Here is a 26,891-nt window from a genome sequence, read left to right as displayed (position 1 = left end):
AAGTCAAGAGATTTGAAAAGATATGTATGGGTACTGGCAAGATTGGGAGGTTGGAAAGGTTATGAAAGCAAGCGGACACCAGGAATAACAACCCTATGGATCGGACTAAGGTATTTTAGAGCAGCAAAAGAAGGATGGGACACATATAAAGATGTGTCCACACGATAGGAACATTCGGGACAGCTCGTCGAAACGCTTAAAACTAAATTTAAACAGGCCCTTTAACAAGCCATCATTGACAGATCCCTATAGAAAGGCGTCATTGCGAGGAGGAACGACGAAGCAATCTTTCATGCTAGCGATCCTTATCATAAAGATTGCTTCGTCGGCTGAAAAAGCCTTCTCGCAATGACGATTCCTCACAGTCTATCGCTGCAATAGAAATACGCTGTCATCTACAGCTTTAATACCTATAAAAAAATCATATCGGTAATTACCACACTACCGGCGTGTTCATTAAGCTTCTGGATAATCCCCTGACGTACCATAACCAATTCATTTTTGATTACCGAAGATTCGATGCGTAGGAACAGTTTCTTATCGTGGATGTAGATCTGCTTGGTCCTGTTGGCTATGGCGGTGCCCATAATCTCTGGCCAGATAGACAAGATTGAAGTTTCGTCGAATTTACGGCGCAAACGGTATACATCCAGCATTTTGCTGATGGCATCTTTTACTGTAACATCATTGGGTTTACGCATTTTGTATAGTTCCGTTATCTACTTCGAACAAAGTTACATCAACTTCTATTTTTTCAAAAATTGATTTTACCCTTTCTCTTCCTGTATCTGTAATAAATATCTGCCCAAAATCATGGTGGGAAACCATTTGCATCAATTTTTGAACACGGTTATCATCCAGCTTATCAAAAATATCATCCAACAAAAGCAAAGGTTTAAATCCCTTGTTTTTGGCGAGGTAAGCATATTGGGCAATCTTCAAAGCAATTAAAAAAGATTTCTGCTGACCTTGGGAACCAAACTTCTTTAGCGGCATGCCACTGATCACAAAAGCCAGTTCATCTTTATGGATACCAGTTGTGGTACGCTCCAGCACACGGTCTTTCTCTGCCGATTTCTTTAACAGCTCTTCGAAAGTAGCCTCATTCAATTGCGATTGATAATTCAGTTCTACAATTTCTCTGTTTTCGGTAAGGTAGGTATAATATTGGTTAAACAGCGGAATAAACTCATCCATAAAGGCCTTACGGATTGCGAATATCTTATTGCCGGCTATAATCAATTGCTCATCCAAAATTTCGAGCAGCGTAGGGTCGTATTTTCTGGTAATCGCAATTTGTTTTAGCAAAGCATTCCGGTTTAACAAAATGCGGTTATAGGTAATCAGCTGATCCAGATAATGTGCGTCTGTTTGCGAAATAACATTGTCAATAAACTTTCTCCGCTCCTCGCTACCTTCCATAATCAGGTTTACATCATAAGGCGAAACCATCACTACCGGAAAAAGGCCAACATGATCAGCCAACTTATCGTATTCTTTTTTATTGCGTTTAAACTGTTTTTTTTGGTTGCGTTTTACCCCGCAGGAGATTTTTTCATTTTTTTCGTTCCGATCAAAATCCCCCTGGATCATAAAAACCTCTTCATTGGTTTTGATCTGCTGGCTATCGATGGGATTAAAGTAACTTTTACATAGACAGAGATAGTGAATAGCATCGAGCATGTTCGTTTTGCCAGAACCATTATTACCCGTAAAAACGTTTACCGTTTCCGAGAAATGGAGATCTGCATCGGTATAGTTCTTGAAATTTAGAAGGGTAATATTTTTTAACCACATAAATATGTCACAAATTTACCGTTTTTTAGCCTCTTAACACCCATTGTTTAAAATAAACGTTAATAACACTTAAAAAAATTGTACTTTCATAGCAAGGAAAATTAGATGGTTGCACAAAAAATGTTAGAAGGGAATGTTCTATGGTCTTACGATCATGAACTAACCAATGAAGAAAGTTCGAGCTGGGTTAAAAAAATCGCAGGCTTATTTTCGTTTTTAAAGCCAATTCACAATCACGAAGGCAATATCCTATTGGCCTCGAATGGTCTTTTTATCACCGGAAACGAACAATTAGAACTCCCATTATCGCATATAGAAGAGGTTTACATGGGCTTCGACGATTTATTTCCAGCTTCATTGGCAAAAAACTTTGGCGCATTCTGGCAACCCATCAGAATTAGATCTACGGTGAGCCGCTCCGAAAGCCAAACGGTGTACCTGGTGATTAACCACACTGGTATTTTTAGCGACAACCAAACCTGGTTTAACACACTAATTAGCTTGTTACGCTAATTATCATGGCGATTTTACAATCTGCATGCCTAAATAACTAATGTTTAATCAAATACTTCAAAATAAAGATTGATACTTTGATTGAAAAATGTATTTTTGCAATCTTAAATTTTTTAAACAAACATGTCTACAACAGATAACCAGACAATTCAACCAACTAAAAAAGGTTCATTTTTACAAGAGAATAATAAGAGCTTACTGTTTATTGCAGGCGCTGTAGTTTTATTAGTTTTAATATATCTTTGGTATCAAGGCGTGTATTTAAAAGGTCGTGCTGAAGAAGCCGCTAGCAAAATGTACAAAGCAGAACAATTTGTTGGTGTAGATTCACTATCAAACAGAGCAGTTAAAGGCGAAGGTGGTTACCCGGGCTTAGAGCAGATTGCCAAAGAATACGATAACACAAAATCGGCAAATTTAGCTAATCTTTATTTAGGTGGCATTTACTTGCGTAAAGGTGAATACAAACAAGCGATAGAGGCATTAAGCAAATATAGCGCTACTGGTAGCCCGGTTGCAGATCCATTGGCTTTAGGCTTATTAGGTGACGCTTATAGCGAATTGAAAGACTTTAAACAAGCAGCTACTTACTATAAAAAGGCTGCAGATAAAGCAAGTAAATTTACTTCACCAATGTTTTTAAAGAAATTAGGATTGGTTAACGAAAGCCAAAATGATTTTAAAGGTGCTGTTGAAGCTTATACTAAAGTAAAAACACAATACCCTGAGAGTACAGAAGCGCAATTAATTGATGCTTACATTGCAAGAGCTCAAGAAAAAGTTAAATAATCATTAACTAAAACATATTTATGAAAAGATCATCGAAAGATGGTCTTTTTTTGTTTAATGAATCGGCGTTAATTGGTCGTCACCCTGAATTTATTTCAGGGTCTTTTTTTTAGATAATTAGATGCTGCTCCGCTAGTTTGTTGCCCACCAGACGATAATATATTTGATAATAAGCATACAGTGATAGTTTTTTTTTCTGGGAATCAGATGCAGATGCTTTTAGGCTTGTGCAGTCCCGCTCTCCGTTCCTTCCGATGAAACCTGTGAAATAAGCAAGCACACAATAAAAAAACAAAAGAATTTGCTTAAATCGGAACCACTTCGATCGGGTTTAGGTGGCGCGGCCAGCAATACTATTTGGGGTTGCATGGTGCAGAAAAAGGAAATTGCCTTTATCGAACTGTTTCACATCAGATGGCCTGTGAAGATAAAGACCATGAACTAGGAAAGAAATCTATATAAAACTATGTTATTCTACCTTCAATAGCAGTATAGACACTGCCTTTTAGACCTGATTGAAATGCAAAGCCCACAGCGCAGCGAGGACTTGTAATGAAAAGCAGGACGAGCATTAAAAAGAACTACTGTAATTGCTCTTCAAATGATCTTTTTTGGACTATATCACCTTTGAGATTTAAATTACAAAAGATCCTTCGCTGCGCTCAGGATGACAGCATGGGCAGCTAACCAATTAACCACCTATTTATTAAAAGCCGTCATGGTGTGGGCGGGCCCAACGGTTACATAACTTTTAATCAGCTCTACGCTTTTATCAATCAATGCAGGGAGTTCTAATTGTTCATTCTTATCAAACAAACCCAAAACAAAATCAACTTGTCTACCTTTCGGATAATCGCTACCGATACCGAAGCGCAAGCGTGCATAGTTTTGTCCGCCGCAAACCTCTTCGATACTTTTTAAGCCGTTATGACCAGCGCTAGAGCCCTGTAGCTTTAGCCTCAGCTTACCGAGAGGCAATGCAAGGTCGTCAACAATCACCAAAACATTTTCTGGTGCTATTTTTAACTCCTTCATCCAATAGTTTACGGCTTTACCACTTAAGTTCATAAAAGTAGTTGGTTTAATTACATGGAGTTTACGTCCTTTAAAGCTAACTTCCGAATAATAAGCCAAGCGGATATTTTCGAAACTTCCATCTAAATTTTTAACCAGTTCATCGGCGATATCAAAACCAATGTTATGTCTGGTATGTGCATAATCTGGTCCGATATTCCCTAAGCCAACTATAAGATATTTCATGGGGGCAAAGATAATAAAAAGGTTGAGGGCGGGAAGGTTGTAGGGCGGAAGGTAAAAAAAGTTCAGAGTCGGAAGTTCGGAGTCTTTAACTGTGCAAGGGCCTGGTATTTAGCGTATGATGGGGTAACCTCATGTAAATAAAAAAAGCGGCCCAAAATTGCTTTTGCACCGCTTTTAAAATCTGTGTAATCACATTAATCTGTGATATCAGTGTACTATTTTTTACCTTTAGCAGCTTCAGTTTCTGCTTGTTTTAATGCTCTAGACATTGCAACAGAAACGATAGTATCTTCAGGAGTGTTAGTGATCACATATTTTTGACCTTTAAGATCGCGAACACGGAATAAACTACCTACTTCTAATTTCTCTAAGCTTACTTCTACGTTTTGTGGCATATCAGCTGGTAATGCTTTAACACGTAGTTTACGTAATTTCTGGATTAATTTACCCCCCATTTTAACGCCTGGAGAAGTTCCTGTTAATTTAACCGGGATCTCCATAACGATTTCTTTCTCGTCAAACAACTGAAGAAAATCGATGTGCATTAATACGTCGGTAAGTGGATGAAATTGAGTGTCTTTTACGATAGCTTTAGTTTTAGTACCGTTAACATCAATCTCCACAAAGTTTACATCCGGGGTATAAATAACATCTCTTAAGTCAGCAATAACTACAGCAAAGTGTTGTTGCTCTTTTCCACCATACAATACCGCCGGAACTTTACCTTCGTAACGAAGTTCCTTGGCATCGCGTTTCCCTACGTTCTCTCTTGGAGAACCGCTAATTGCGATTGTTTTCATTTTATTTTTATTTTATATTTATTAGTAGTCAGTATTAAGTATCGAGTTTCAAGACCTAAGCCTTCAACCCGCTACCTTCAACCTTATTTATTAGTAGCAAGTACTAAGAAGTATCGAGTCTTAAGACCTTAAGCCTTCAACCCTCTACCTTCAACCTTAATTTATACTCTAAACAGATCACTAATTGAACCATGTTCGTTTACATTGGCAATTGCCCTTGCAAATAAACTGGCTGTGCTTAGCACCCTAATTTTCGGACTTTCCTGTTTTAATGGAATGGTGTCTGTAACGATTAACTCGGTTAATACCGAATTTTCTACCGTTTCTATTGCTTTGCCCGATAATACAGCGTGTGTACAAACCGCTCTTACACTTGCTGCTCCGTTTTCCATAATCAAAGCCGCGGCTTTTGATAAGGTTCCGGCAGTATCGCAAATATCATCGATCAATACCACATCCTGTCCGGTTACATCACCAATAATCGACATCGATTCGATTTCGTTGGCACGTTTACGGCGTTTATCGCAAATAATTACCTCAGCATTAAAAAACTTGGCAAAAGTACGTGCCCTGTACGAACCGCCCATATCTGGCGATGCGATAGTTAAGTTTTTTAAGCCCAAGCTTTTGATATAAGGCACAAAGATTACCGATCCATCTAAGTGATCAACCGGAATATCGAAAAAACCCTGTATCTGTGCAGCATGCAAATCCATCGTCATGATGCGGTGGATACCTGCTGATTTTAATAAGTTAGCCACCAATTTGGCACCGATTGCTACACGAGGTTTATCTTTTCTATCCTGACGGGCCAAACCATAATAAGGAACAACTGCGGTAATATAATGTGCCGATGCTCTTTTAGCTGCATCAACCATTAGCAAAAGCTCCATTAAATTATCGCTGGGCTGATAAGTAGATTGGATTAGAAAAACATCACTACCACGGATTGACTCATCAAAAGAAGGTTGAAACTCTCCATCACTGAATTTGTGAATGGTTACGCTACCAAGTGGCTTGCCGTAATGTTCGGCAATCTTAAGTGATAATCCCTTAGAACCTGTTCCGGAAAAAAGTTTTACCGGGTTAAACTGCAATGGCATGGGTTCGTGTAGTTTACGGTTAAAAAAAATCGGATCATGTCTATTTAAAACATGATCCGACATTAAATTTTAGTTGTCCGACCTGGATTCGAACCAAGACAAACGGTACCAAAAACCGTTGTACTACCCTTATACTATCGGACAAAAACTTATCAAGGATATTCTCCTCGAAAGGGAATGCAAATGTAGGAACCTTATTTTAAATATGCAAGAGTGATTTTAAAATATTTTTAATTTCTTTCCTGCTGTTCCTGTTTGCGATGCAAAGATAAAAAAATCATCATATAGCGTGCAACATTTTCTTTTTTTATGCGACTTTTTTTACTACGAACCACTTAAATCATTTATTATCAAAGACTAAAATTAAACTATGAATTACTCAAGGATCAACACCATTGGAGGCTGGCTCTGTTTTATCGTTGCCGCGCTCACCTACATCTTAACTTTGGATCAATCTGTAAGTTTCTGGGATTGTGGCGAATTTATTTCTTCGGCTTTCCGAATGGAGGTAGTTCACCAGCCCGGTGCTCCAATAGTCTCCATGATCCAGAGGTTGTTTTCGGCACTCGCTTTTGGCGATAAAACCAAAGTTGCCTATTTTGTTAATATATCTTCGGCACTTGCCAGCGCAGGCACCATCCTCTTTTTGTTCTGGACCATTACCGCACTGGCCAAGAAAACCGTAATTAAAAAAGGCGAGGAAATCACCAGCCAGAAAATCATCGGCATTATGGGTGCAGGTTTTGTTGGGGCTTTGGCTTATGCCTTTTCTGATAGTTTTTGGTTTTCGGCAGTGGAGGCAGAGGTTTACGCCATGTCGTCGCTTTGTAGCGCTATTGTATTTTGGGCCATATTAAAGTGGGAATCGCAGGCTGATGAACCCAAATCAGACCGATGGTTGCTTTTTGTGGCTTATATTATGGGTATTTCTATCGGTGTACACATCTTAAATTTGCTAACCATCCCTGCATTGATATTTGTTTATTATTTTAAAAAGAACCCCTCGCCCAATTGGCAAAGCGTGTTAAAAGTATTTCTTATTTCAATCGCTGTATTGGCAGTGGTACAGTTCGGCATCATTCAGTACGTGGTATCTTTTGCGGCAAATTTCGATTACTTTTTTGTGAATACGATGGGCCTGGGTTTTGGATCGGGTGTATTATTTTTTGCCGTTTTAGTAATTGGAAGTCTGGTTTACGGCATCCGCTATTCCATCCTCAAAAATAAAAGGGTTTTAAACCTGGCCATGTTGTTCACTGTTTTATTGCTATTTGGATACAGCTCTTTTGCTCTACTCATTATCAGGGCGCAGGCCAAACCAAATTTAAACAATACCGATCCAGAGAATGCTTTTAATTTTCTGAGTTATGTAAACCGTTCGCAATATGGAGACAGGCCTTTATTATATGGCGAAAATTATAATTCTGAAAAGATCGACATTAAAGAAAGCGGAAAACTTTACAGAAAAGGAAAAACAAAATATGAATCAGCAGGAACAAAATCCGACTATGTTTTTGGAGATAAAACTTTAGCTCCACGCATGTACAGTGATAAACCCGAACACATTAGGTTTTACAAAAGTTACATGGGTTTTGATGATGAGCATAAACCAACCTTGATGGACAACTTAAAATATATGTTCTCTTTCCAAACGGGACAGATGTACATGCGTTATTTTATGTGGAATTTTGTGGGCAGGCAAGACAATGAAGATGGGCAATTTGGCGGAAAAGATGGCAATTGGCTCAGTGGCATTAAACCTTTGGATGCGATCAGGCTTGGTGATCAGAAAAACCTTCCGCCATCGATTGTAGAAAACAAAGCGTACAACAGGTTTTTCTTTTTGCCGCTGATTATCGGTTTGATCGGCGCGGTTTGGCACTTTAAACGTAACCAGAAGGATGCAGGTATTATTGGTTTACTATTTGTTTTTACTGGTATTGCCATTGTAGTTTATCTCAACTCAGTTCCGATTGAGCCACGTGAAAGGGATTATGCCTATGTGGGTTCGTTTTATGCCTTTGCCATCTGGATCGGTTTAGGTGTATTTGGATTAAAAGACTTTATATTCAAAAAACTAACACCTGTACGGGCCAGTATTTTTGCTTCGATTATTGCCTTATTCGGTGCGCCGATTATTATGGCCAATCAGGGATGGGACGATCACGACCGTTCTGATAGCCATGTAGCCAGAGATATGTCTGTCAATTACCTAAAATCGTGCGCGCCCAATGCAATTTTGTTCACTTATGGAGACAACGATACCTACCCGGTTTGGTACGCGCAGGAAGTAGAAAACATCCGTCCGGATGTGCGTGTGGTAAACCTAAGTTTATTCACCGCCGATTGGTACATAGACGGTATGAAAAGAAAGCAAAATCAATCAGCGCCGCTTCCTTTAACGATCAAGCGCAATCAATATGTTGCTGGTACACGCGATATTATGTATTATCAGGATTATAAAATCGCCCAGCATATTGAGTTGCAGGAAATTTTAGATGTGCTTCTATCCGATCATGACGAAGATAAAGTAACCATGACAGATGGTTCTAAATACAATGTGTTACCAACCAAAAGCCTTAAACTGGCGGTAAGCCCACAGCAGGTTTTAGATACCGGAACCGTGCCCAAAGAAGATGCAGGCAAAATTGCTAGCAGTATGGAGTGGACTTTTAACCAAAATTATGTTACAAAAGGAACATTGGCTTTGTTTGATATTTTGGTACACAATAATTGGGAGCGACCGATTTATTTTACTGGGGCAATGCCAGATGAGCAATACGTTGGGCTAAACAAATACCTGTATGTGGAAGGATTGAATAAAAGGTTATTGCCTTTGAAACCAGATACTGCAATTACACAAGATTTTGACCGCGTAAACCTGAAACCGATGTACAACAATATGATGAATGTTTATGGTTTTGGCAATATTAAATACGCCAACCATTTAGATAGGCAATCTGCTGATGATGTAACCATGTTCTCGAACATGTTTAACGGTTTATTAACCGGCTTGATAAACGAAGGTAAAATTACTGAAAGCAAAAAAGTGGCTAATAAATATTTTGAGGTAATTCCTGCTAAATTCTACAGTATGCGCCAGGTAATGAGCACTTATTATTTCACTGAAAACCTTTATCGTTTAAATGATTTAAACCGTGCAAATGCGATGATCAAAAAAACTGCCGATTACGTGAACAGGGAATTAACCCATCTTGCTGATGTTTCAGAAAGCAAAAACCAGCTATCATCAGAGCAGGATGTACGTTTCTACCTTGGCTATTTAGGACAAATGGTAAAATTAACCGAGGTTTTTAAACAAGCTGAGCTAAGCAAAAGCCTTGAAAAAAAATACAATGACCTGATTGTAAGGTTTACCCCATTTGCAGCGGGTTAAGCTAAAAACATTCTAAATTTTAACCCATAGGCAGATTTCACCTTTCTGCTTATGGGTTTTTGCTTCTCAAATAAATTAAAATCCTTTATGTTAAAGGCCTTAAGCCGTTAAAAATTGTTAAATCAATCCAAAAATTTACCTGTTTTATCGACTAGAATAGTTAATTTCGGCAGCATTTTTATGTGAAAACAATTTTTAATATCATTAAACAAACCAATGAATTATTCAAAAGTTAATAATATAGTAGGCTGGATCTGCTTTTTAATTGCTACACTAACTTACGTTTTAACCTTAGAGCCTTCTGCCAGTTTTTGGGATTGCGGTGAATTTATCGCATCGGCATTTAGAATGCAGGTTGTTCACCAGCCTGGTGCGCCTTTGTTCTTAATGCTCCAACGTTTCTTCTCTATTTTTGCAGCTGGAGATTTAACCAAAATCGCTTACTGGATGAATGTTGGTTCGGCTGTATCGAGCGGGGCAACTATCTTATTCTTATTTTGGACCATCACTGCATTGGCTAAAAAAACGGTGTTAAAAGCTGGTGAAGAACTAACAACCGGTAAATTAATCAGTATTATGGGTGCAGGTGCCGTTGGCGCTTTAGCTTATACTTTCTCTGATAGTTTTTGGTTTTCGGCAGTAGAATCAGAAGTTTACGCACAATCATCGTTATTCACAGCAATTGTATTCTGGGCTATCCTTAAATGGGAAGCGCATGCCGATGAGCCACGTGCCGATCGTTGGTTATTGTTTATTGCCTATATTATGGGTTTATCAATTGGTATCCACTTGTTAAACCTGTTAACCATCCCAGCACTTGCTTTTATTTATTATTTCAAAAGAACAGATAAAGCAACAACATCGGGAATTATTAAAACCCTTATTATTGGTATTTTAATCTTAGCGGTAATCCAATATGGTATTATCCAATACCTGGTTTCGTTTGGTGCTTATTTCGATTTATTCTTTGTTAACACATTAGGTCTGGGTTTTGGAACAGGCGTTTTATTCTTCGCTATTTTATTAATCGGCGCCCTGGTTTGGGGAATCCGTTATTCTATCCAACACCAAAAGAAATTATTAAACTTAGGTTTAATCTCTACCGTTTTAATCATTTTCGGTTATGCATCATTCTCGATGATTATCATCAGGGCAAAGGCAGATCCGAACTTAAATAACAGCGCACCGAAAGATGCTTTCTCTTTCTTAAGCTACTTAAACCGTGAGCAGTATGGAGATAGGCCATTGGGTTATGGCCCTAATTATAACTCTGAAAGAGTAGGTGTAACTGAAGGAAAAACCATCTGGAGAAAAGGAAAAGACAAATATGAGGTAGCGGGCAAAAAAACCGATTACGAGTATAACAACAACACTTTATTACCACGTATGTATAGCGATGACCCTAAACATGCGGCTTTTTATAAAGAATGGATGCGCTTAGATGATTCTAAAAATCCTAATCTGGTAGATAACATTGGTTTCTTGTTCAGCTATCAGATTGGCTATATGTATATGCGTTATTTCATGTGGAATTTTGCCGGCCGCCAGAATGACGAGCAAGGTCAGGGTAGCGGACATGAAGGTACCTGGATTAGTGGCATTAAACCAATTGATGCCATGTTGAGAGGCAATCAAACTAATTTACCACCTTCAACTGTTGATAATAAAGCATATAACCGTTTCTTCTTTTTACCATTAATTTTAGGCGTTATTGGTGCACTTTGGCATTTTAAACGTAACCAAAAAGATGCCGGAGTTGTAGCATTACTATTCTTCTTTACCGGTATTGCCATTGTATTATACTTAAATCAAAAACCATTAGAACCCCGCGAAAGGGATTACGCTTACGTAGGATCGTTCTATGCCTTTGCAATATGGATCGGGCTCGGGGCACTCGCCATTAAAGAGTGGTTGTTTAAAAAACTAACCCCAACTGCCGGTGCCATTGGTGCAACGGTGATTGGATTATTGGCTGCACCAGTAATTATGGCCGAGCAGGGATGGGATGATCATGACCGTTCTACGAAAATGGTTCCGCATGATATTGCCTTGGATTACCTACAATCTTGTGCGCCAAATGCCATCTTATTTACTTATGGCGATAATGATACTTACCCGCTTTGGTATATCCAGGAGGTAGAAAATGTTCGCCCTGATGTGCGCATTGTAAACTTAAGTTTATTCGATACAGATTGGTACATTAATGGTTTAAGACAAAAACAAAATGAATCCGCTCCATTACCAATTTCGATGAAACCTGAACAATATGTACAGGGCGAAAGAGATGTAATGCCATACGATGATTACAAAATTGCAGGTAGTGTTGAGCTTAAAAACGTAGTTGATTTGTTGCTATCAAACGATGAGAGCGATAAAGTACCGATGCAGGATGGATCAAAATCTAACTTCCTGCCAACTAAAAACCTTAAAATTACAGTAGATCCGCAGCAAGTAATCAGTACAGGAACAGTACCTGCTGCTGATGCTGCAAAAATCACCACCACAATGGATTGGAAGTTTAATAAGGGTTATGTTACTAAAGGAACTTTGGCTATGTTCGATATCCTTGCACATAACAACTGGAAACGTCCGATTTATTTCGCTTCTACCGTACCTTCTGAGCAATATAATGGCTTAGACAAGTATTTATATAGCGAAGGTTTAGCCATGCGTTTATTACCGCTTAAAGCTGACACAACAGCATCTGAGGATAGACCAGAACAATTAAATACACCTGTTCTGTACAATAATGTGATGACCAAATTTAAGTGGGGAAATATGAAAACCGCTAAATATTTAGATCCACAGTCATCAGATGATACTTTTATATTTACGAATCTTTTCAGTAGCTTAACCAACAGCTTAATTAAAGAAGGCAAAACTGCTGAGGCCAAAAAAGTAGTTGATAAGTATTTTGCCGTAATGCCTGATAAATTCTTCGGTATCCGTACGGTTGTTGTGAAATTCTACATGGCTGAAAATTTATATAAACTAGGTGAAACTGCCAGAGCTAATGATATTTTAGACAAATCAGGCGATTATATCAATAAAGAATTAAACTACCTGGCTGACATTTCACAATCAAAAGGTTTAACCGGATCGCAGAACATTCAAACCGGCTTATACTATCTGGACAGAATGATTAAAACGAGTAAAGCTGCAGGTCAGGATAAACTGAGTGATAAGCTGCAGAAAACATTTAACAGTTTAGAAGGCCGTTTGTCGATGTTTTTCCCACAACAGGGGCCACAACAGTAAACGGATCTTAAAATAGCTTACAAAGCAGCTGCATTAATTTGTAGCTGCTTTTTTATTGACCAAACCTCGCAGGTTTTAAAAACCTGCGAGGTTTAAATCATAGCCTAAGTTGGCTTAATAACCTGAGTTCGATAATTATTTGCTGAAAATTATATCTTATTTACGCCTAATCCCGCTTTATCGTCCTGCTGAATTTATTTCAGCATCTTTTTAGCGTGAAAGACCCTGAAATAAATTCAGGGTGACGTATCTAGTGATATCCTTAAAAGTTCGGGATTTATCCACAAAAAAATCCTGTTCAGCATTGCCGAACAGGATTCAAATTTATTTTTTTAATGATTATTCGTTTACAACACCCATCGCACAGAATTTATCAATCCGCTGTTCGATCAGTTTATCAGTTTTTAGTTTACCTAAAGCAGCTAAATCTTTAATAAGGTAATCTTTTAAAGTTCGGCCCATTAACTCTGGATCCTGATGCGCACCTCCAAGTGGTTCTGGAATAATGCCATCGATTAGTTTGTTACCAAACATATCATCAGAAGTCAATTTTAAGCATTCAGCAGCTTTCTCTTTAAAATCCCAGCTTCTCCATAAAATAGATGAACAAGATTCTGGAGAGATTACCGAGTACCAGGTATGCTCTAACATGTAAACTTTATCGCCGATACCTATACCCAAAGCACCTCCAGAAGCACCTTCGCCTACAACAATACAGATAATCGGCACACGAAGAATAGACATTTCCAATAAATTTCTGGCAATAGCCTCGCCTTGTCCACGTTCTTCTGCCTCTAAACCAGGGTAAGCACCCATAGTATCGATAAAAGAAACAACTGGTTTATTAAATTTTTCAGCCAAACGCATTAAACGCAAAGCTTTACGGTAACCTTCTGGGTTGGCCATACCGAAATTACGGAACTGGCGCTCTTTGGTGTTTTTACCTTTCTGGTGACCAATAACCATTACCGTTTGGCCATTTATGGTAGCAAAACCGCCAATAATCGCTTTATCATCTTTAACGGTTCTATCGCCGTGCATTTCAATAAAATCATCGCAGATCATATTGATGTAATCGAGTGTTTGCGGGCGATCGGGATGACGGCTCATCTGAACCTTGTTCCAACCGGTTAAATTTTTATATAAGTTATTGGTAGTTTCATCTAATTTACCATCAAGCTCGTCTAAAGTGGCAGACATATCTACCTTAGTTTTTTCGGCAACTTGCTTAACCTTTTCTATCTGCTGAACTAAATCGGCAATAGGTTTTTCAAAATCGAATGATGTTTTTATTTGCTGCATAATTGAACCACAAAAATAAGTAATTATTTTTAGTTTGCAGTGAACAGTTTTTTGTTTGCGTTTTTGAGGGGATAAATCTTTTCAAAGAGTTGACAACTTTCATCGGCATGGTGGTGATAAAGTTGTCAACTCTAGAATCTCAAATTAGAATTTATTGATGCTGTATTATCAGTCTTTATAATTTGGAAAGCAATTGCAGTAATTCTTTTTTGAAAGCAGTCCTGCCATTCGCTTTAGCCCAGATGAAACCTGTGAAATAAGCAAGCACACCATAAAAACAAAATAGACAGTGCTTAAATCTGGGGCTATCGCGGCTGTCAGGTTTAGATTACACCTGCCTGTGCTAATATGAGGGGTTTCCTTGCCACCGCCCCAACCCAACTAGCCCTGATTGAAGCGGTATACTTTTTTATAGCAGAAACTTCAAACATGGCTGTCATGCTGAGGCACGAAGCATCTCGCTCCTATGAAACAGATACTTCGTGCCTCAGCATGACATGAACAATAAAAAAGATATAGCGCAAAGCAGGACTAACATTAATTATTGTACTGCACCTGCGCTCCAATAAACATAAAGAGTTGACAAATTAATAGCAATGTGCATAGGAATTTGTCAACTCTAAAATTTTAGAACTTAGCGGCCTCGCCTGCTTTTGGTAATGCTTTTTTAATAAACTCACGGATATGGTTATTGGTCGTTTTCAGATCATCTTTACGTAAATACATCATGTGTCCACTGCGGTAACCTTCCCAGCTCATGCGGTCTTGCAGTTTTCCCGCAGCATCTAATTGCCACATGCTGTATTTCGCATTGAAATAATCGCAGGCGCCATCGTAATAACCTGATTGTACCAATAAATGCAGATATGGATTCTGCGCCATGGCCTGACGAAGGTTATCGCCAGTCTGATCGCCTGTTTTATCCCATGGATAAACAGAACCGAACATATTGTATTTTAAATCGGTTTTATAATTCAGCTCGTTGCGGATGTACATATTAATGGCTGGCGTAAAGGAATGCAACCAAGAGGTTAGCTCTGCATTATAATCCGGTGCTTCGCCGGCACTCATTTTATCGATACCACGATAGCGCGAATCTAATCTACCAACAGTAAAACCTTTATCTCTCAGCAGTTCTTTCCAAAAGAAATCAGTAGGTACATTGAGGTTGTAATCTAATATCACTTTTTCTGAAAGACCAGCGTAACGGGCCATTTTTGTGGCAATGGCTTTCTTTTTATCGGCACTCAACATCCCGCCCTGCGAAATGGCAGGGATTAATTCATTAATGGTAAAATTTTCAACTTCAGGAAGCATGGCTGTTAAATCTTTGCCCTGTAAATCGGCCGCAAGCGCCTTATGATACCAGGCTGTAGCTGCAAAATATGGCAAACGCAAAGCCGCATCAATAGGGCCACTACGCTCAATACCAAGTTCTGTTGGCGAAACCAAAACCACACCGTTTAAATACATCCATTGACTGTTTTGCAGCTCTAAAGCCAAACCCGAAACGCGTGTGGTACCATAACTCTCGCCAATTAAAAATTTTGGAGAGGCCCATCGGTTATTGCGGGTTACAAAAGTATTGATCCACTCGGCCAGATATTTAATATCGGCACGTACGCCAAAGAACTTATTGGTTGGAATATCTTTACTCACCGCTCTCGAATAGCCAGTATTAACCGGATCGACGTAAATAATATCGGCAACATCTAAAACAGAATATGGATTTTCTTTGTAACCATAAGGCTGCACGGGGTAACCTTCGTCATCAATATTCAAAACCACAGGACCGGTATAGGCGATGTGCATCCAAACTGAAGCTGAGCCCGGACCGCCGTTAAAAGAGATTACTAAAGGTCGTTTATCGCGATTTTGCACATCACTGCGTTCGTAATAAGTATAAAACAAACCTGCAATTGGTTTTCCATCTTCATCCCAAACAGGTAGTGTACCTGTTGTAGCCTTATAAGGAACCGATTTACCATCGATATTTACAGTGTGATTGGTAACAACAGAACTTTCTACCTTAATGGTCCTTTCGTTTGCTGAAGATTTAGGTTCGTCTTTAACGGTAACCTGGGTAGTGGTTACGGTTTCTTTAGATTGGCTTTTTCTTGGTTCTTGTTGTGCATATGCAAAAATGCCCATGCTTAAAAATGTAGCGAGTATAAATCTGAATTTCATTGTTTTGGTTTGGTTTCTAAATATCAAACTATTGTAGCGTTAATCAAAAAGCGCATTAGAAATGTTACCATAAAAAAACCGGCATTGCTTTTGGCAATGCCAGTTCTGCAAAAACTGCTGCAATGAAGCAGTAGACTCTTTATTTAAGCTGGCAATTTAAATAACCACCGCTTCGGCGCTTGCGTCTCCAATCTGCCAGCCTATAGTTGGGTTTCCGGTAACCAATACATCTACAAAATATTCATAATAAGACCCGGCCTTGTAACCTTCAAAAGTATCGGCATAAATTGGGCCTGAGGAATGGGATACCAAAGTTAGCGGAACGTTGCCCTCTCCTTCTATACTTACGGTAATGCTCGAATAAACCTGTCCGGTGGTATACTGAAGTGTTGCCACTGCAGCCAGGCCATTACTGGTAGTGAAATTTTTTGTAACCGTAACTACATCTCTACGCATAACCTTTTTAGGGGAAAGGGCTACTTTTTCGGGCGTATAACTACTAAACAGACAAACTGTAAAAGCTAAAGAAGCTACAAGTAAAGCAATTGTTTTTTTCATTTTCTTTGGTTTAAATGGGTTAAATTTTAAATATTAATTAAAAATCATTTGTGTATAGCGCCAGAAAATACAACTACAACCCTACGCAGTAATAAAAGTGAATAACCCTTAAATTACAGGTGAGATTACAGTAGCTTGTTAATTAAATATACTGCTTTATTGAGGAGATATTTTTCCGAATCAACGCGCAAACGTTTGATTAATAAGCCAATATAGCATTTTCAGGCGCATTTAATGCAAATTTACCGTTCACATCGGTAGAAGTACCAATGCCTGTTCCTTTAACCCTAACACTTGCGCCAGGCAAAACCCCTCCAAGGGCATCTTTAACGGTTCCTGAAATCGGGACTTCTTTATTTTTGCTAATTACAATTAAGCCACCATCCGAAACAGAATATTTCAGGTTGGTTCTGTTTAAAATGGCTGCCAATACATCTGTTACCAAAGTATTGGTTACAGTAATGCTTACATCCTTGTTTACCGGTACGTAAGAAGAGCTGTAAACAAAATGGTAGCTGCTTTGCTGCTCAATAATCTGTAATACCCTGGCCAGCTTTGTTTTCTTAACATCCAAAGAAATTTTTTCCTGAGAAAAAACCGATGCCGAAACATTAAGACAGGTAATGAAAACCATAATACAGGCTAGTTTCATTAGCATAATGAATTTTAGAAGCGCTTTATATTTTGGGCGCCCTTGCAGTAAGTAATAATAAATCATATTTTTGTTTTTTTGGTTGCATAAAGTTCTTGGCAGCAATCTGTTTGCGCATAAACTGCCATTAATTAATCAAAAGAGAAATTTATAAGGGCGGTGCTCCAACACCGTCCTTTTTTCTTTCTATTTCGAGATGGTTACCTGTTTTCCTTTTATCTCATATTTAAAATTATTTTCAGTGTCTTTTAAAGCTTGTAAAACCTGTTCGATACTTTCGTTTGTTATGGTCGCTGTAAAGCGGTATTTTTCTATTGAAGGATCTGTAAATCTGATTTCTACGTTATACCATTTTTCTAAAACATTCCTAATCTCATCAAAATCCTGATCGTATATTTCGATCCGGTTCTGCGTCCAGGCGGTTTCTACAATGGTGCTGTCTTTAATCTTTGTGTAATGGTTAATGGTAATTTCGGGCTGTAAAGCTGTAGGTTTAAGCAATTTGCTTTTTTGTTGCGGAGCAACGCTCTTATAAAAAGTAACTTTCTGACTTGGTTTTAAAGTAATGGTTCCGCCATTTCCATTTACAGCTTCCATAGTAATTAAGCCTCGGATTAAAGTTGCTTCTGAAGTTGTTTCATCAGGATAGGCTTTCACATTAAAAGCAGTACCCAATACATTGATGTTAAAATCGGTTGTATGCACTTTAAAAGGCTTATTTTTATCGTGGGCTACATCAAAAAAAGCCTCGCCTGTTAGGGTAACCTCCCTGAACTGATCGTTAAAACCTTTGGTTACAGATAAAGAACTTTTTGCGTTTAAGAGTACAGAGGTTCCGTCCTGAAGCTTAATTTTTTTACGCTCACCACTTTTTGTGGTAAAAGTATAAACCTCCTGAACGGCGTTTTTTGTATTGTTATACTTAAAGTAGGTGTTATAAACCAATACTGAGCCAAGTACTAAAACCAATGCTGCGGCTATTTTAAGCCATAAATAACGGTTCAGTTTAACTACTTTTTCTTCTGGAAACATACTTTCCTTCAAACTTTCTGTCTGTTTATTTAATGGGCGTTTATTCCCGCTCAATATCACATAAAGTTTTTTTGCTTCTGCAATTACTGCAGCCTGCTCGGGGTGGGCATTAATGTATTTTTCCCAATATCCAATGCAAAGCTTATCTGTTCCAGCACAATACTGCTGAAAAGTACTATCGACAAGAAAATCTTCTGCATTGAATTTACTTCTATCAACCATTCTAATTTGCCTTTTATATATCAGTGCCCAAAAGCGTTACTTTTTCCTAAAGAAATTTTAACTTTTTTTTAATATAGCGGAATATGTGCCTTGAATGAGGACATAACGAAGAAATTTAATTTGTAGGAATGCAGATTAAGAAATACAAAGGAGTTGATCCGCTCAAGGTTCAAGCAGTTTTTATGTTTTTTTTTGGAAAGCAATTGCAGAAGCATTTGGGTTTGATAGTCCTGCTATCCGCTTTATTTCATATCGCTACTATCAGGTTTAGGTGGCCGAGGCTGTATTACTATTGAAGGTTGTAGGGAGCAGGACAGTTAAACCGCCAAGAACCACACACCTAATTCCCTAAACCCGGTAGTAACGAAAATCCTTTTTATTGCTTAAAAACCATATTAACTATAACGTTTATTTGCAATAAAAAGATTGGAGTGTATAACGGGACTACAGCACCTACGGAGACAGGAATGCTCGTTTTCAAAATATAAAATCCACTATCTCAAACTGGCAGGCTGTGAGGATAGAAAGGCTTTAGAAGTTTTAAGTATTAATTTTTTAGGCGTTTTAACACGCTATCCGCTGTATCTCCTGTCTTCCGCTGTTTTTTAAACCCTGAATAAACGGTGCTGATATTTAGGGAGTTATGTGTTAATTTTTTGTTTTTTGGGTGTCCCAGAAGGATTTTGACTTATATTTATCTTAGTGTTTGTCAGAAAGAAACGGAATCAAAACGGCTTAATCAGTATTCAGGTTATTGATAAGAGCTCTGGCAAATATAAAGTTTTAAAAACCATTGGTAGCTCAGCAGATATACCCGAGGTGGAACAACTTTTTAGAGATGGTCAATATTGGATAAAGCAGCAGACCAAACAGGCCGAAATTGATCTTTTGGGTGATCAGGAGATGTTTAGTAAATTTATTTCTAGTATTCAGCAGGTTACTGTTGTTGGAACGGAGCTTTTACTGGGTAAACTGTTCAACGACATTGGTTTTGATCAAATCAGGGACAAGCTATTTCGCCAACTGTTTCCAGACTTTGTTTCCCGGTAAGCAAGCTGCGTACAGTTGATTATCTTAAAAAGTATCATTCTATTGATATAGATGAGGATCGGATTTACCGTTACCTTGACAAATTATATAATAAACAGAAAGATGCTGTACAACAGATCAGCTATCAACATACCCTGAAAGTCTTAAACAACCAGATGAGTATCGTATTCTATGATGTGACCACCTTGTACTTTGAAATAGATGATCAGGATGATCTTCGCAAAACCGGGTTTTCAAAAGAGGGCAGACACCAAAATCCACAGATTGTACTGGGGCTCTTGGTGAGTGTAGGTGGTTATCCCTTGGCTTACGAGATCTTTGAGGGCAATAAGTATGAGGGTCATACCATGCTGCCGGTTATTGATGCATTTAAAAAGAAGTATGAATTGGGAAAAATGGTTGTCATTGCAGACTCTGGCTTACTTTCCAACGAGAACATCATAGACCTGCAGGGTAATGGATATGAGTTTATCTTAGGGGCAAGGATAAAGAATGAGAAGCAACCACTCCAAAAACAAATACTTTCCCTGAAACTTAAGAATGGGGAAAGTGCACTATTGAAAAAGGACGAGCAAACTAGGTTGATTATCAGTTATTCGCTTTCAAGGCATAAAAAAGATCAGGCAAACAGAGAGAGAGGATTACTCAAGTTGGAAAAGCAGGTCAAGTCAGGGAGACTCACAAAAGCCAATATCAACAACAGGGGATACAATAAATACCTGAAGCTCGATGGAGAGATTAAAGTTGATATCGATCGGGATAAATTCACCGCAGATGGCAAATGGGATGGTTTGAAAGGGTATTTAACGAACACAACGCTTTCCAAGGAGGAAATCATAGAAAACTACAACCATTTGTGGAGAATAGAAAAAGCCTTTAGAGTATCAAAGCATGATCTAAAGATAAGACCAATAGATCATAGATTACATCGCAGAATTGAAGCACATGTTTGCATAGCATTTGCGGCATATAAAGTGTTCAAGGAGCTGGAAAGACAGCTTTACGAAATGAAAGCAAATCTTAGTCCAGAGAAAGCGATTGAAATTGCAAAAACTATTTATTCATTGAAGGTTCTTAATCCATTAAATAATGAAGTGGTCGAGCAAACTTTAATCTTGAATGAAGAGCAGAAATACTTAAGCCAATTATTCAACTTTTGAAACTGGGTGTCCCAGTGCGGAAGACAGGTGAAATATCCTTTTTGCAATTTGAATAAGCAGCCCTGAATAAATATAAGCAAGAACCACAGTCATTGCTTTTTTCTTTTTCCGAAGTGCAATCAGAATTACTGCAGCCAGAATGCTGATTAAACCATCTCCTAAATGAGTGACGTACTTAAAAAAAATATCTAACCATGCCGGATGAAAATGGTTAAAAATGAGGAATCCATCTGTTTTAGAAAAGCTAAAATTAAAAAGGAATGCCAACAGGAGTATGGATATTGCAGTAAAGAAATAATAATTGAGATTGATCAATCTTTTTATCGTACGCATGTCCAGTTCTTTAATACAAAGCTACTAGCTGAATATCATCTGAAAGTTAAGCGAAGGTCATGTTTATGTCATGCCGCTTGATTTAAAGAATTTGTTGCGATCTGTAGTTTGATTGGAATAACCTCGATTATCGGTACAAGGGTGATTATTTTTGGAAAAAGCCTTTTATTAACATTTCTTAATAAGTTAATATGAAAGCGCTGATAAGTTAAAATGCTTTGTTTTGCTTTGTGGCAAAAGAAATAATAATTGATTATGCAAAACAATCAGGTAACAGTTAGCCCAGATCTCCAGCAGTTTATTGATAAGTTTGAGCCCAGCAAATTTAAACTCATGTCTGGAGGAATCGAAATCAGGGGAATAAACGATATGCAAAGAAATATTGCCCAAGCCAGAGCAATCATCGAAAGATTAAAACTTCGCCTAATTGTTTCACATAATGCAGAAATGCTTAGCTATCGCGGTTTTGAAGTAAATAACCTATAAGCCAAAAACCGATTTTCCGGTTTGTAATCAGCCTGCCCATCAGCCTCATCATTAAAATGCTGTTTCCGTTATACTTATAACATTTTTTGGACTGGAAATATTAATCAAAAAAGACAATGTGTATAGCGATAAATAAAAAGAGGACCACCTATCGGCCCTCTTTTTATGAAATCGTTAATTGTATAATCCTAGTTCTGCCAGCGATGCAAACTGCAAACCATCTTGTGCAGAATTCATAATTACCTTAAGGTATCTTAAGGTTTTGGTGCTGCCAAACGCAAAATATTGTACTCCGGCAGCATTTTGAGCTACATAATTGTTTACCGACGTGAAATTTATATTATCGGTACTTATTAAAACCTGAAAGTTTTTAATTGCACGGCTCAATCCGCTTCTTTGTACTAAACTTAAGCCGTTTGCAGATTTCGAAGATCCTAAATCAATTACAATCTGGTGCGGATAACTTGTTGCAGAAGTGGTCCAACGTGAGTGCCAGTACGTGCTGTAGCTACCATCAATTAAAGTTGCAGCCCTGCCATTGATAGCTCCCTCGCCGCTGGTTTCTTCAGAGCTGAAAGAATTGATGCTCCAGCCGGTTTTACTTAATTCGGTTAAAGGTGCAACATTGTCTTGTAGGGTAGAGGGATCAGTACTTGGCGCTGGTAAACCCAAAGCAGCCATATCTGCATATATTTGAGTTGTACCTGCTGAAGTAGATAAATTCAATCCCCATTTTTGGAAGAAAGTACTTAAGTTTTTGCCCGATATACTACAGGCCTTTAGCATGAAATAACGCATCCTGGCATCATCATTAGCTAAGGTTGGATTTTCAACACGCATATCCTTGGCCAGGGTTCTATAAAAATTATCACCATAGGCTAAGGTTAATTGTTGAAACATACAGAGCCTGATAAACAGATCGGTTAAAGGATTGGTATAACTTGCTGATCCGTTATAATCTTTGGTGCCGGCAGGTTTTCCTAAATAGGTAAAAGCTTTTGGCCACACGCCATCGTTTACCAACCTGTTGATAGACGGGGTAAGGGTACGTTGCACATATAAACTGTATAGATTTACAGAAACCTCGCCTAAAGCTCCCCAACGCCACATCATTTGGTGCTGGTGGCCCAGTTCGTGCCATAATCCCCAACCATTGGTGCTTACTGCGCTTAAAGTTAAAATGGCATTAACATCCGAAGTGATATAGGCTGTACGATAATCATAAGCGAAAAAATAATAACCCGGATCTTCATGCTGCGTTAAAAGATAGGTATGCACATTTTTCGCATGTGCAGGCAAAGAGTTGTCTAAGCCGTTCAAATCGTCCTCTAGCGCAATAACCTGCGTAATTTTGTTCAATATAGCACTCTGGTCTTCTGCCTGGTATTGTATTGCTTTAGTTCTTGATACCACAATAACACAATTCGAGCCTTCTAAAACCACATCAGGAGTGGTGTAGGTTTGTAATTGATTAATCCAGTCTGAATTGGTGGTTACGCCAAGTTTGTAATATGGAGCGTATTGGTAACCGCTATTAAAAGTTACTTTAGCGGTAGAGCCAGTTGTAGAATTGGTGTACCTGATCCATAATAAGCCACCAATAGCGTTGGTAATGGTATTGGTACCCGCCGTTAACTGCACGGATGTGGGCTGGGTGTTCCAGGTACCATATCTAGAATAGGTACCAATTAATAATTTTGGCAGGCGGGTTCCGGTGGTTTGTTCTACGGTGATATCTAAAGTAGCACCTGGGGCCATATATAAACCGGTTGCTGTAAAATCGGTTAAATAGTATCCATTCTTTAAGCGGTCTCTCTCAATTGACGCATTAATTTTTTCGGTGACATTAAAAACATTGGTCTGAGTGAGGGATTGTACACTTGCACCACTCATTGTTTTTTTACTGTTTACAACTTCATCTTGTAATACAGCCGCTTTTTTACAGGCTGAAAGGCCTACAATCGCCGATACGGTTAAGATTAATAGTTTCTTTTTCATTTTTTAGGTTTTTGTTAATATTTGGTTATAGGTCGCCATATTCCAATAAATGGATTATAGTAATAATTACATTTGTAATGTCTAGTCAGCCAGTTTATTCTAAAACAGACGGTGTAAGTCTGTTTAAAACGTCAATACAATGTATTCATAATTACATTTATGTAAAAGGATAAAGACTGCGCAAACGTTTGATTCGCCTGTGTTTTACAGTATTGACTGCTATATCTGTATCATTATTACATTAAACTTTATGCAAACAGCAATTAGCATGTACAGAAATAGCCTGCCGCCTTGGCAAGCTGTTAATTGTTCAGAAAGCGGTTAGTGGCCGTGCTAACAAATTGGCAAGAAACCAGTGAATTGGTTTTGAAAGTAAAGCTTATGGCATGGGGGAAATCCATAATCAGCATCAAACTAAAAATGGGAAACATTGATCGGGGGTGTTATATAAAATTAATGAGTTTCTGCCAGGTTGATTGTAATTAGCACTTCAAAATAATTACCTTTCAGTACGGAAGCCATCTCTGCTCTATCTGCATAGGTATGAAAAAGTCTTTGCCTAATATTTTCAAGGCCTGTATGGAAACCCGTATCGTTAAGACCTGTGTTAATCAGGTTACTTGTTTGAATGCTAAACAGCCCTTCCTGCAACTTCACTGTAATCTTTCCTGGATCTTCTGGCTGGCTGAGGTTACCGTGTTTAACCATATTTTCGGTTAGACTAAGTAATAGTAATGGAATGATTTCTGTCGATTCGGTTTTCTGGTCATAACTAAAATCTATAAATAAGTCAGGCTGCTTTATTCGGCTAAGCTCAAGAAGGTTTTCGACTTGGCGGATCTCTGTTTCGAGTGGCATAATTTCCGGACCATGTTCACATTCTAATGCATAACGCATCAGTTTTGAAAGGTATCGCACGGCTTCTGCAGCCCGGCGTTCGCTCTTATGTGTACTGTTATATATATAGGTTAAAGTATTGAACAAGAAATGTGGGTTAATTTGCGCTTTGAGGTAGGCATTTTTAGCATTAGCCAGTTCAAGTGTTATTTGCTTCTGCTTCAGCATTTCTTCAATTGCTTCTTTTTCCAGTTCTGCTGTTCGATGTTTTTGATGGATATAACTTTTGATAAAATAATACGCTGTTGAGAAAAGCAAAAAGTAAATTCCCCGCCATACTGTTAAAAACATATGCTTCCAGTCTATAACAGTCAGTTTATCAATAGAAAGGTTTATTGTTTTTGAAAGGTAACGGTCTGCAAGGTATGCTGTAACGGTATACATACACACTTCAAGTGACGTGAATATGAGTATGCTGAAATACGCAGGCTTTTGTGTTTTTAGGCCTCTTCCTAGTACCAGTTCAGCATGGATATAGAAGAGTGTTATATTGATAGTATAATGAATGAAGTAGTTTAGTACATGGGCGTTTACATCAAGAATCAACGAAATGATTACATGTTCATAAAGGATAAAGATAGCCCATGCAATAATATGCCAGCGGTAATTTTTTAGCCAGTTTTTCATTTTTTTTTAAGTTAAAATTCGGTTTCACAACAGTCAACAATTGCTTTACGTAATGTAGTCTTTAAGCGATTTTGAGCGGGGTAATTTTCGTTTATGAAAAGAATTACAGACTTAAAATCGACCCGGAAAACAGCGTTTATTTTCCGTTCACAAAAAGCTGCTGATGTGCGCTTTAAGAGTGATCCAACAACGAGTACAGTTACAGCAATTACAACACTTACAACCCATTCAGATTTGCAAATGTCAATCCCTTAGCCGTTTTGATACAAGGGTTTGACTTTCAATATAATCCATAAATGCCTCTTTGTACTGTGGACTCATAAGCACTTCGTACTTTCCAAGATCGATTTTGTGCCCATTAATTTCCTTTACATAAATGGTGTTAATCATATAGGATTTGTGAACGCGGTAGAAGTGCTCATTTTCATAGAGTTTTCCCTCCATTTCCTTTATGGTCATGTATACCGAATAGTCATTTGTTGGTGTATAAATGTGCACATGATTATTTGAGCCCTGGAGATAGATGATATCTTTTTTGAGTACTTTGGTAAGTCTGCGCGTAAGAAAAATGCTTCTTCATTTTCTTGTACAAGACGCTGTGTATCATAATATTCAGAAAGCACCTCGTTAACCACTTCTGCAAAATCTGCCATATTGAAAGGTTTTAACAGGTAATGTTTTGCCCTGACTTTGAAAGCATCCAACGCAAACTCTGGATAGGAAGTAGTAAAAATAATGTTGTGCAATTTATGTTTGAGATTATCAGCAAGCCGTAGGCCAGACATTGCTGGCATATCGATATCCAAAAAGATTAGCTGTTTATCACTTTCTGTGCTAATTTCACTTAGGGCTTCTAACGGTTTGGTGAAAGTGCGGTGAACTTTTAGCCTTGGCATTTCCGCGATATAGTCGTGTAAAATGTTAATTGCAGTCGGATCATCATCAATAATGATGCAAGAGATAGTGTTTTTCATTAAGATAAGTTTAAGTAGATAAAGGCAATTTAATAAATTATTCTTAAATGAAGTGGTCTAAAAAAAATAAGAATTGATAACTAACAAATCTTAATCGATTATTCAAGTAGTTAGTTAGAGTATTATTTATTATTGTAAAGGCAAAGATGGATAGGGCGATTTAAATAGCCATCCATTGAAGTTAAGCATGGAGTTCTGAAGAATAATCCCTTGATTATTGCTTCTATATCATTCCGCAGCTAACGTACCTGAAATAATGACAAATCTTTTTATCCAGCATTTTCGCTATCATCCCTGCTAACAGGTTTTGATTGAAACATTAGTAATAACCTGAGTTCGATAATTATTTGCTGAAAATTATATCTTATTTACGCCTAATCCCGCTTTATCGTCCTGCTGAATTTATTTCAGCATCTTTTTAGCGTGAAAGACCCTGAAATAAATTCAGGGTGACGACCGTCTTAACAGAAAACTTGATTAAAACGCCACAAAATGA

Annotated in this window: 23 protein-coding genes; 8 read left to right on the top strand and 15 right to left on the bottom strand. The window is 38.1% G+C overall.

The annotated features are described in order from the left end of the window. Window positions 1-410: 410 nt before the first annotated feature. Both AW17_RS16665 and recF read right to left on the bottom strand, forming a co-directional pair. The gene (locus AW17_RS16665; RefSeq protein WP_029278338.1) at window positions 411-701 is read right to left on the bottom strand and encodes a DciA family protein; all 291 of its coding nucleotides are present in this window, start codon (window positions 699-701) and stop codon (window positions 411-413) included. Continuing rightward, window positions 694-1,797: a DNA replication/repair protein RecF gene (recF, locus tag AW17_RS16660; RefSeq protein ID WP_029278336.1), complete on the bottom strand. Its 1,104-nt coding sequence runs from the start codon at window positions 1,795-1,797 to the stop codon at window positions 694-696. Before recF ends, AW17_RS16665 begins: the two co-directional genes overlap by 8 nt. Before the next feature lie 105 nt (window positions 1,798-1,902). On the opposite strand from recF, the gene AW17_RS16655 reads away from it, so the two are divergent. The 3 genes from AW17_RS16655 to AW17_RS24265 all read left to right on the top strand — a co-directional run bounded on the left by AW17_RS16655 (window position 1,903) and on the right by AW17_RS24265 (window position 3,544). Beyond that, the gene (locus AW17_RS16655; RefSeq protein ID WP_029278334.1) at window positions 1,903-2,310 is read left to right on the top strand and encodes a hypothetical protein; all 408 of its coding nucleotides are present in this window, start codon (window positions 1,903-1,905) and stop codon (window positions 2,308-2,310) included. Window positions 2,311-2,433: 123 nt separating this feature from the next. Beyond that, on the top strand, window positions 2,434-3,099 hold the full coding sequence (locus tag AW17_RS16650) for a tetratricopeptide repeat protein (RefSeq protein WP_029278332.1): 666 nt from the start codon (window positions 2,434-2,436) through the stop codon (window positions 3,097-3,099). A 301-nt stretch (window positions 3,100-3,400) separates the two neighbouring features. After that, window positions 3,401-3,544: a hypothetical protein gene (locus tag AW17_RS24265; RefSeq protein WP_157280340.1), complete on the top strand. Its 144-nt coding sequence runs from the start codon at window positions 3,401-3,403 to the stop codon at window positions 3,542-3,544. Window positions 3,545-3,798: 254 nt separating this feature from the next. Here the strand turns inward: AW17_RS24265 and pth are convergent, their stop codons facing one another. From pth to AW17_RS16635, 3 genes are all read right to left on the bottom strand, one after another. Beyond that, window positions 3,799-4,359 (bottom strand): aminoacyl-tRNA hydrolase, encoded by a 561-nt coding sequence (gene pth / locus AW17_RS16645; RefSeq protein WP_029278331.1) that lies wholly within the window; start codon window positions 4,357-4,359, stop codon window positions 3,799-3,801. Between the two features lie 215 nt (window positions 4,360-4,574). Continuing rightward, a complete protein-coding gene (locus AW17_RS16640; protein WP_029278329.1) occupies window positions 4,575-5,159 on the bottom strand; it encodes a 50S ribosomal protein L25/general stress protein Ctc in 585 nt (194 codons plus the stop codon). Between the two features lie 161 nt (window positions 5,160-5,320). Continuing rightward, complete coding sequence (locus tag AW17_RS16635; RefSeq protein ID WP_029278327.1) at window positions 5,321-6,262, bottom strand: ribose-phosphate pyrophosphokinase; 942 nt, start codon at window positions 6,260-6,262, stop codon at window positions 5,321-5,323. Window positions 6,263-6,632: 370 nt separating this feature from the next. Between AW17_RS16635 and AW17_RS16625 the strand changes: the two genes are divergently transcribed. Both AW17_RS16625 and AW17_RS16620 read left to right on the top strand, forming a co-directional pair. Further along, the gene (locus tag AW17_RS16625) at window positions 6,633-9,659 is read left to right on the top strand and encodes a DUF2723 domain-containing protein (protein WP_029278325.1); all 3,027 of its coding nucleotides are present in this window, start codon (window positions 6,633-6,635) and stop codon (window positions 9,657-9,659) included. A gap of 216 nt (window positions 9,660-9,875) precedes the next feature. Beyond that, entirely contained in the window at window positions 9,876-12,917 is a 3,042-nt protein-coding gene (locus AW17_RS16620; RefSeq protein WP_029278323.1) for a glycosyltransferase family 117 protein, read from the top strand. Between the two features lie 339 nt (window positions 12,918-13,256). Here the strand turns inward: AW17_RS16620 and AW17_RS16615 are convergent, their stop codons facing one another. The 5 genes from AW17_RS16615 to AW17_RS16595 all read right to left on the bottom strand — a co-directional run bounded on the left by AW17_RS16615 (window position 13,257) and on the right by AW17_RS16595 (window position 18,870). Then, a complete protein-coding gene (locus AW17_RS16615) occupies window positions 13,257-14,219 on the bottom strand; it encodes an acetyl-CoA carboxylase carboxyltransferase subunit alpha (RefSeq protein ID WP_083488742.1) in 963 nt (320 codons plus the stop codon). Window positions 14,220-14,846: 627 nt separating this feature from the next. Then, window positions 14,847-16,406: a S10 family peptidase gene (locus AW17_RS16610; protein ID WP_029278319.1), complete on the bottom strand. Its 1,560-nt coding sequence runs from the start codon at window positions 16,404-16,406 to the stop codon at window positions 14,847-14,849. Window positions 16,407-16,562: 156 nt separating this feature from the next. Continuing rightward, complete coding sequence (locus AW17_RS16605; protein WP_029278317.1) at window positions 16,563-16,964, bottom strand: hypothetical protein; 402 nt, start codon at window positions 16,962-16,964, stop codon at window positions 16,563-16,565. 199 nt (window positions 16,965-17,163) lie between these two features. Further along, window positions 17,164-17,682, bottom strand: a complete 519-nt coding sequence (locus AW17_RS16600) for an STN domain-containing protein (RefSeq protein ID WP_029278315.1) — start codon at window positions 17,680-17,682, stop codon at window positions 17,164-17,166. A 120-nt stretch (window positions 17,683-17,802) separates the two neighbouring features. Further along, entirely contained in the window at window positions 17,803-18,870 is a 1,068-nt protein-coding gene (locus tag AW17_RS16595) for a FecR family protein (RefSeq protein ID WP_029278313.1), read from the bottom strand. A gap of 702 nt (window positions 18,871-19,572) precedes the next feature. On the opposite strand from AW17_RS16595, the gene AW17_RS24685 reads away from it, so the two are divergent. Together AW17_RS24685 and AW17_RS16590 are read left to right on the top strand one after the other, a co-directional pair. After that, window positions 19,573-19,920 (top strand): hypothetical protein, encoded by a 348-nt coding sequence (locus AW17_RS24685; protein WP_209444278.1) that lies wholly within the window; start codon window positions 19,573-19,575, stop codon window positions 19,918-19,920. Further along, on the top strand, window positions 19,884-21,080 hold the full coding sequence (locus AW17_RS16590; protein ID WP_342422267.1) for an IS1634 family transposase: 1,197 nt from the start codon (window positions 19,884-19,886) through the stop codon (window positions 21,078-21,080). The genes AW17_RS24685 and AW17_RS16590 overlap by 37 nt, the downstream gene beginning before the upstream one ends. On the opposite strand, the gene AW17_RS16585 is transcribed toward AW17_RS16590, so the two are convergent. Beyond that, complete coding sequence (locus tag AW17_RS16585; RefSeq protein ID WP_157280339.1) at window positions 21,066-21,347, bottom strand: hypothetical protein; 282 nt, start codon at window positions 21,345-21,347, stop codon at window positions 21,066-21,068. The two genes, AW17_RS16590 and AW17_RS16585, sit on opposite strands and share 15 nt — an antisense overlap. 321 nt (window positions 21,348-21,668) lie before the next feature. On the opposite strand from AW17_RS16585, the gene AW17_RS16580 reads away from it, so the two are divergent. Further along, window positions 21,669-21,899: a hypothetical protein gene (locus tag AW17_RS16580; protein WP_029278309.1), complete on the top strand. Its 231-nt coding sequence runs from the start codon at window positions 21,669-21,671 to the stop codon at window positions 21,897-21,899. A gap of 174 nt (window positions 21,900-22,073) precedes the next feature. Here the strand turns inward: AW17_RS16580 and AW17_RS16575 are convergent, their stop codons facing one another. The 4 genes from AW17_RS16575 to AW17_RS16560 form a co-directional block, all read right to left on the bottom strand. Beyond that, window positions 22,074-23,897, bottom strand: coding sequence for a M60 family metallopeptidase (locus tag AW17_RS16575; protein WP_029278307.1), 1,824 nt, complete (start codon window positions 23,895-23,897; stop codon window positions 22,074-22,076). Between the two features lie 453 nt (window positions 23,898-24,350). After that, a complete protein-coding gene (locus AW17_RS16570; RefSeq protein ID WP_029278305.1) occupies window positions 24,351-25,421 on the bottom strand; it encodes a sensor histidine kinase in 1,071 nt (356 codons plus the stop codon). 243 nt (window positions 25,422-25,664) lie between these two features. Then, window positions 25,665-25,919, bottom strand: coding sequence for a LytTR family transcriptional regulator DNA-binding domain-containing protein (locus AW17_RS25415; protein ID WP_425339101.1), 255 nt, complete (start codon window positions 25,917-25,919; stop codon window positions 25,665-25,667). Next, the gene (locus AW17_RS16560; RefSeq protein WP_029278301.1) at window positions 25,877-26,395 is read right to left on the bottom strand and encodes a LytR/AlgR family response regulator transcription factor; all 519 of its coding nucleotides are present in this window, start codon (window positions 26,393-26,395) and stop codon (window positions 25,877-25,879) included. The genes AW17_RS25415 and AW17_RS16560 overlap by 43 nt, the downstream gene beginning before the upstream one ends. Window positions 26,396-26,891: the final 496 nt, after the last annotated feature.

Origin of the sequence: Pedobacter borealis DSM 19626 (assembly GCF_000708285.2) — a bacterium.
GTDB lineage: Bacteria > Bacteroidota > Bacteroidia > Sphingobacteriales > Sphingobacteriaceae > Pedobacter > Pedobacter borealis.
Note: the sequence above shows the minus strand (reverse complement) of the source record. Positions and strands in the feature narration are given on the sequence as shown.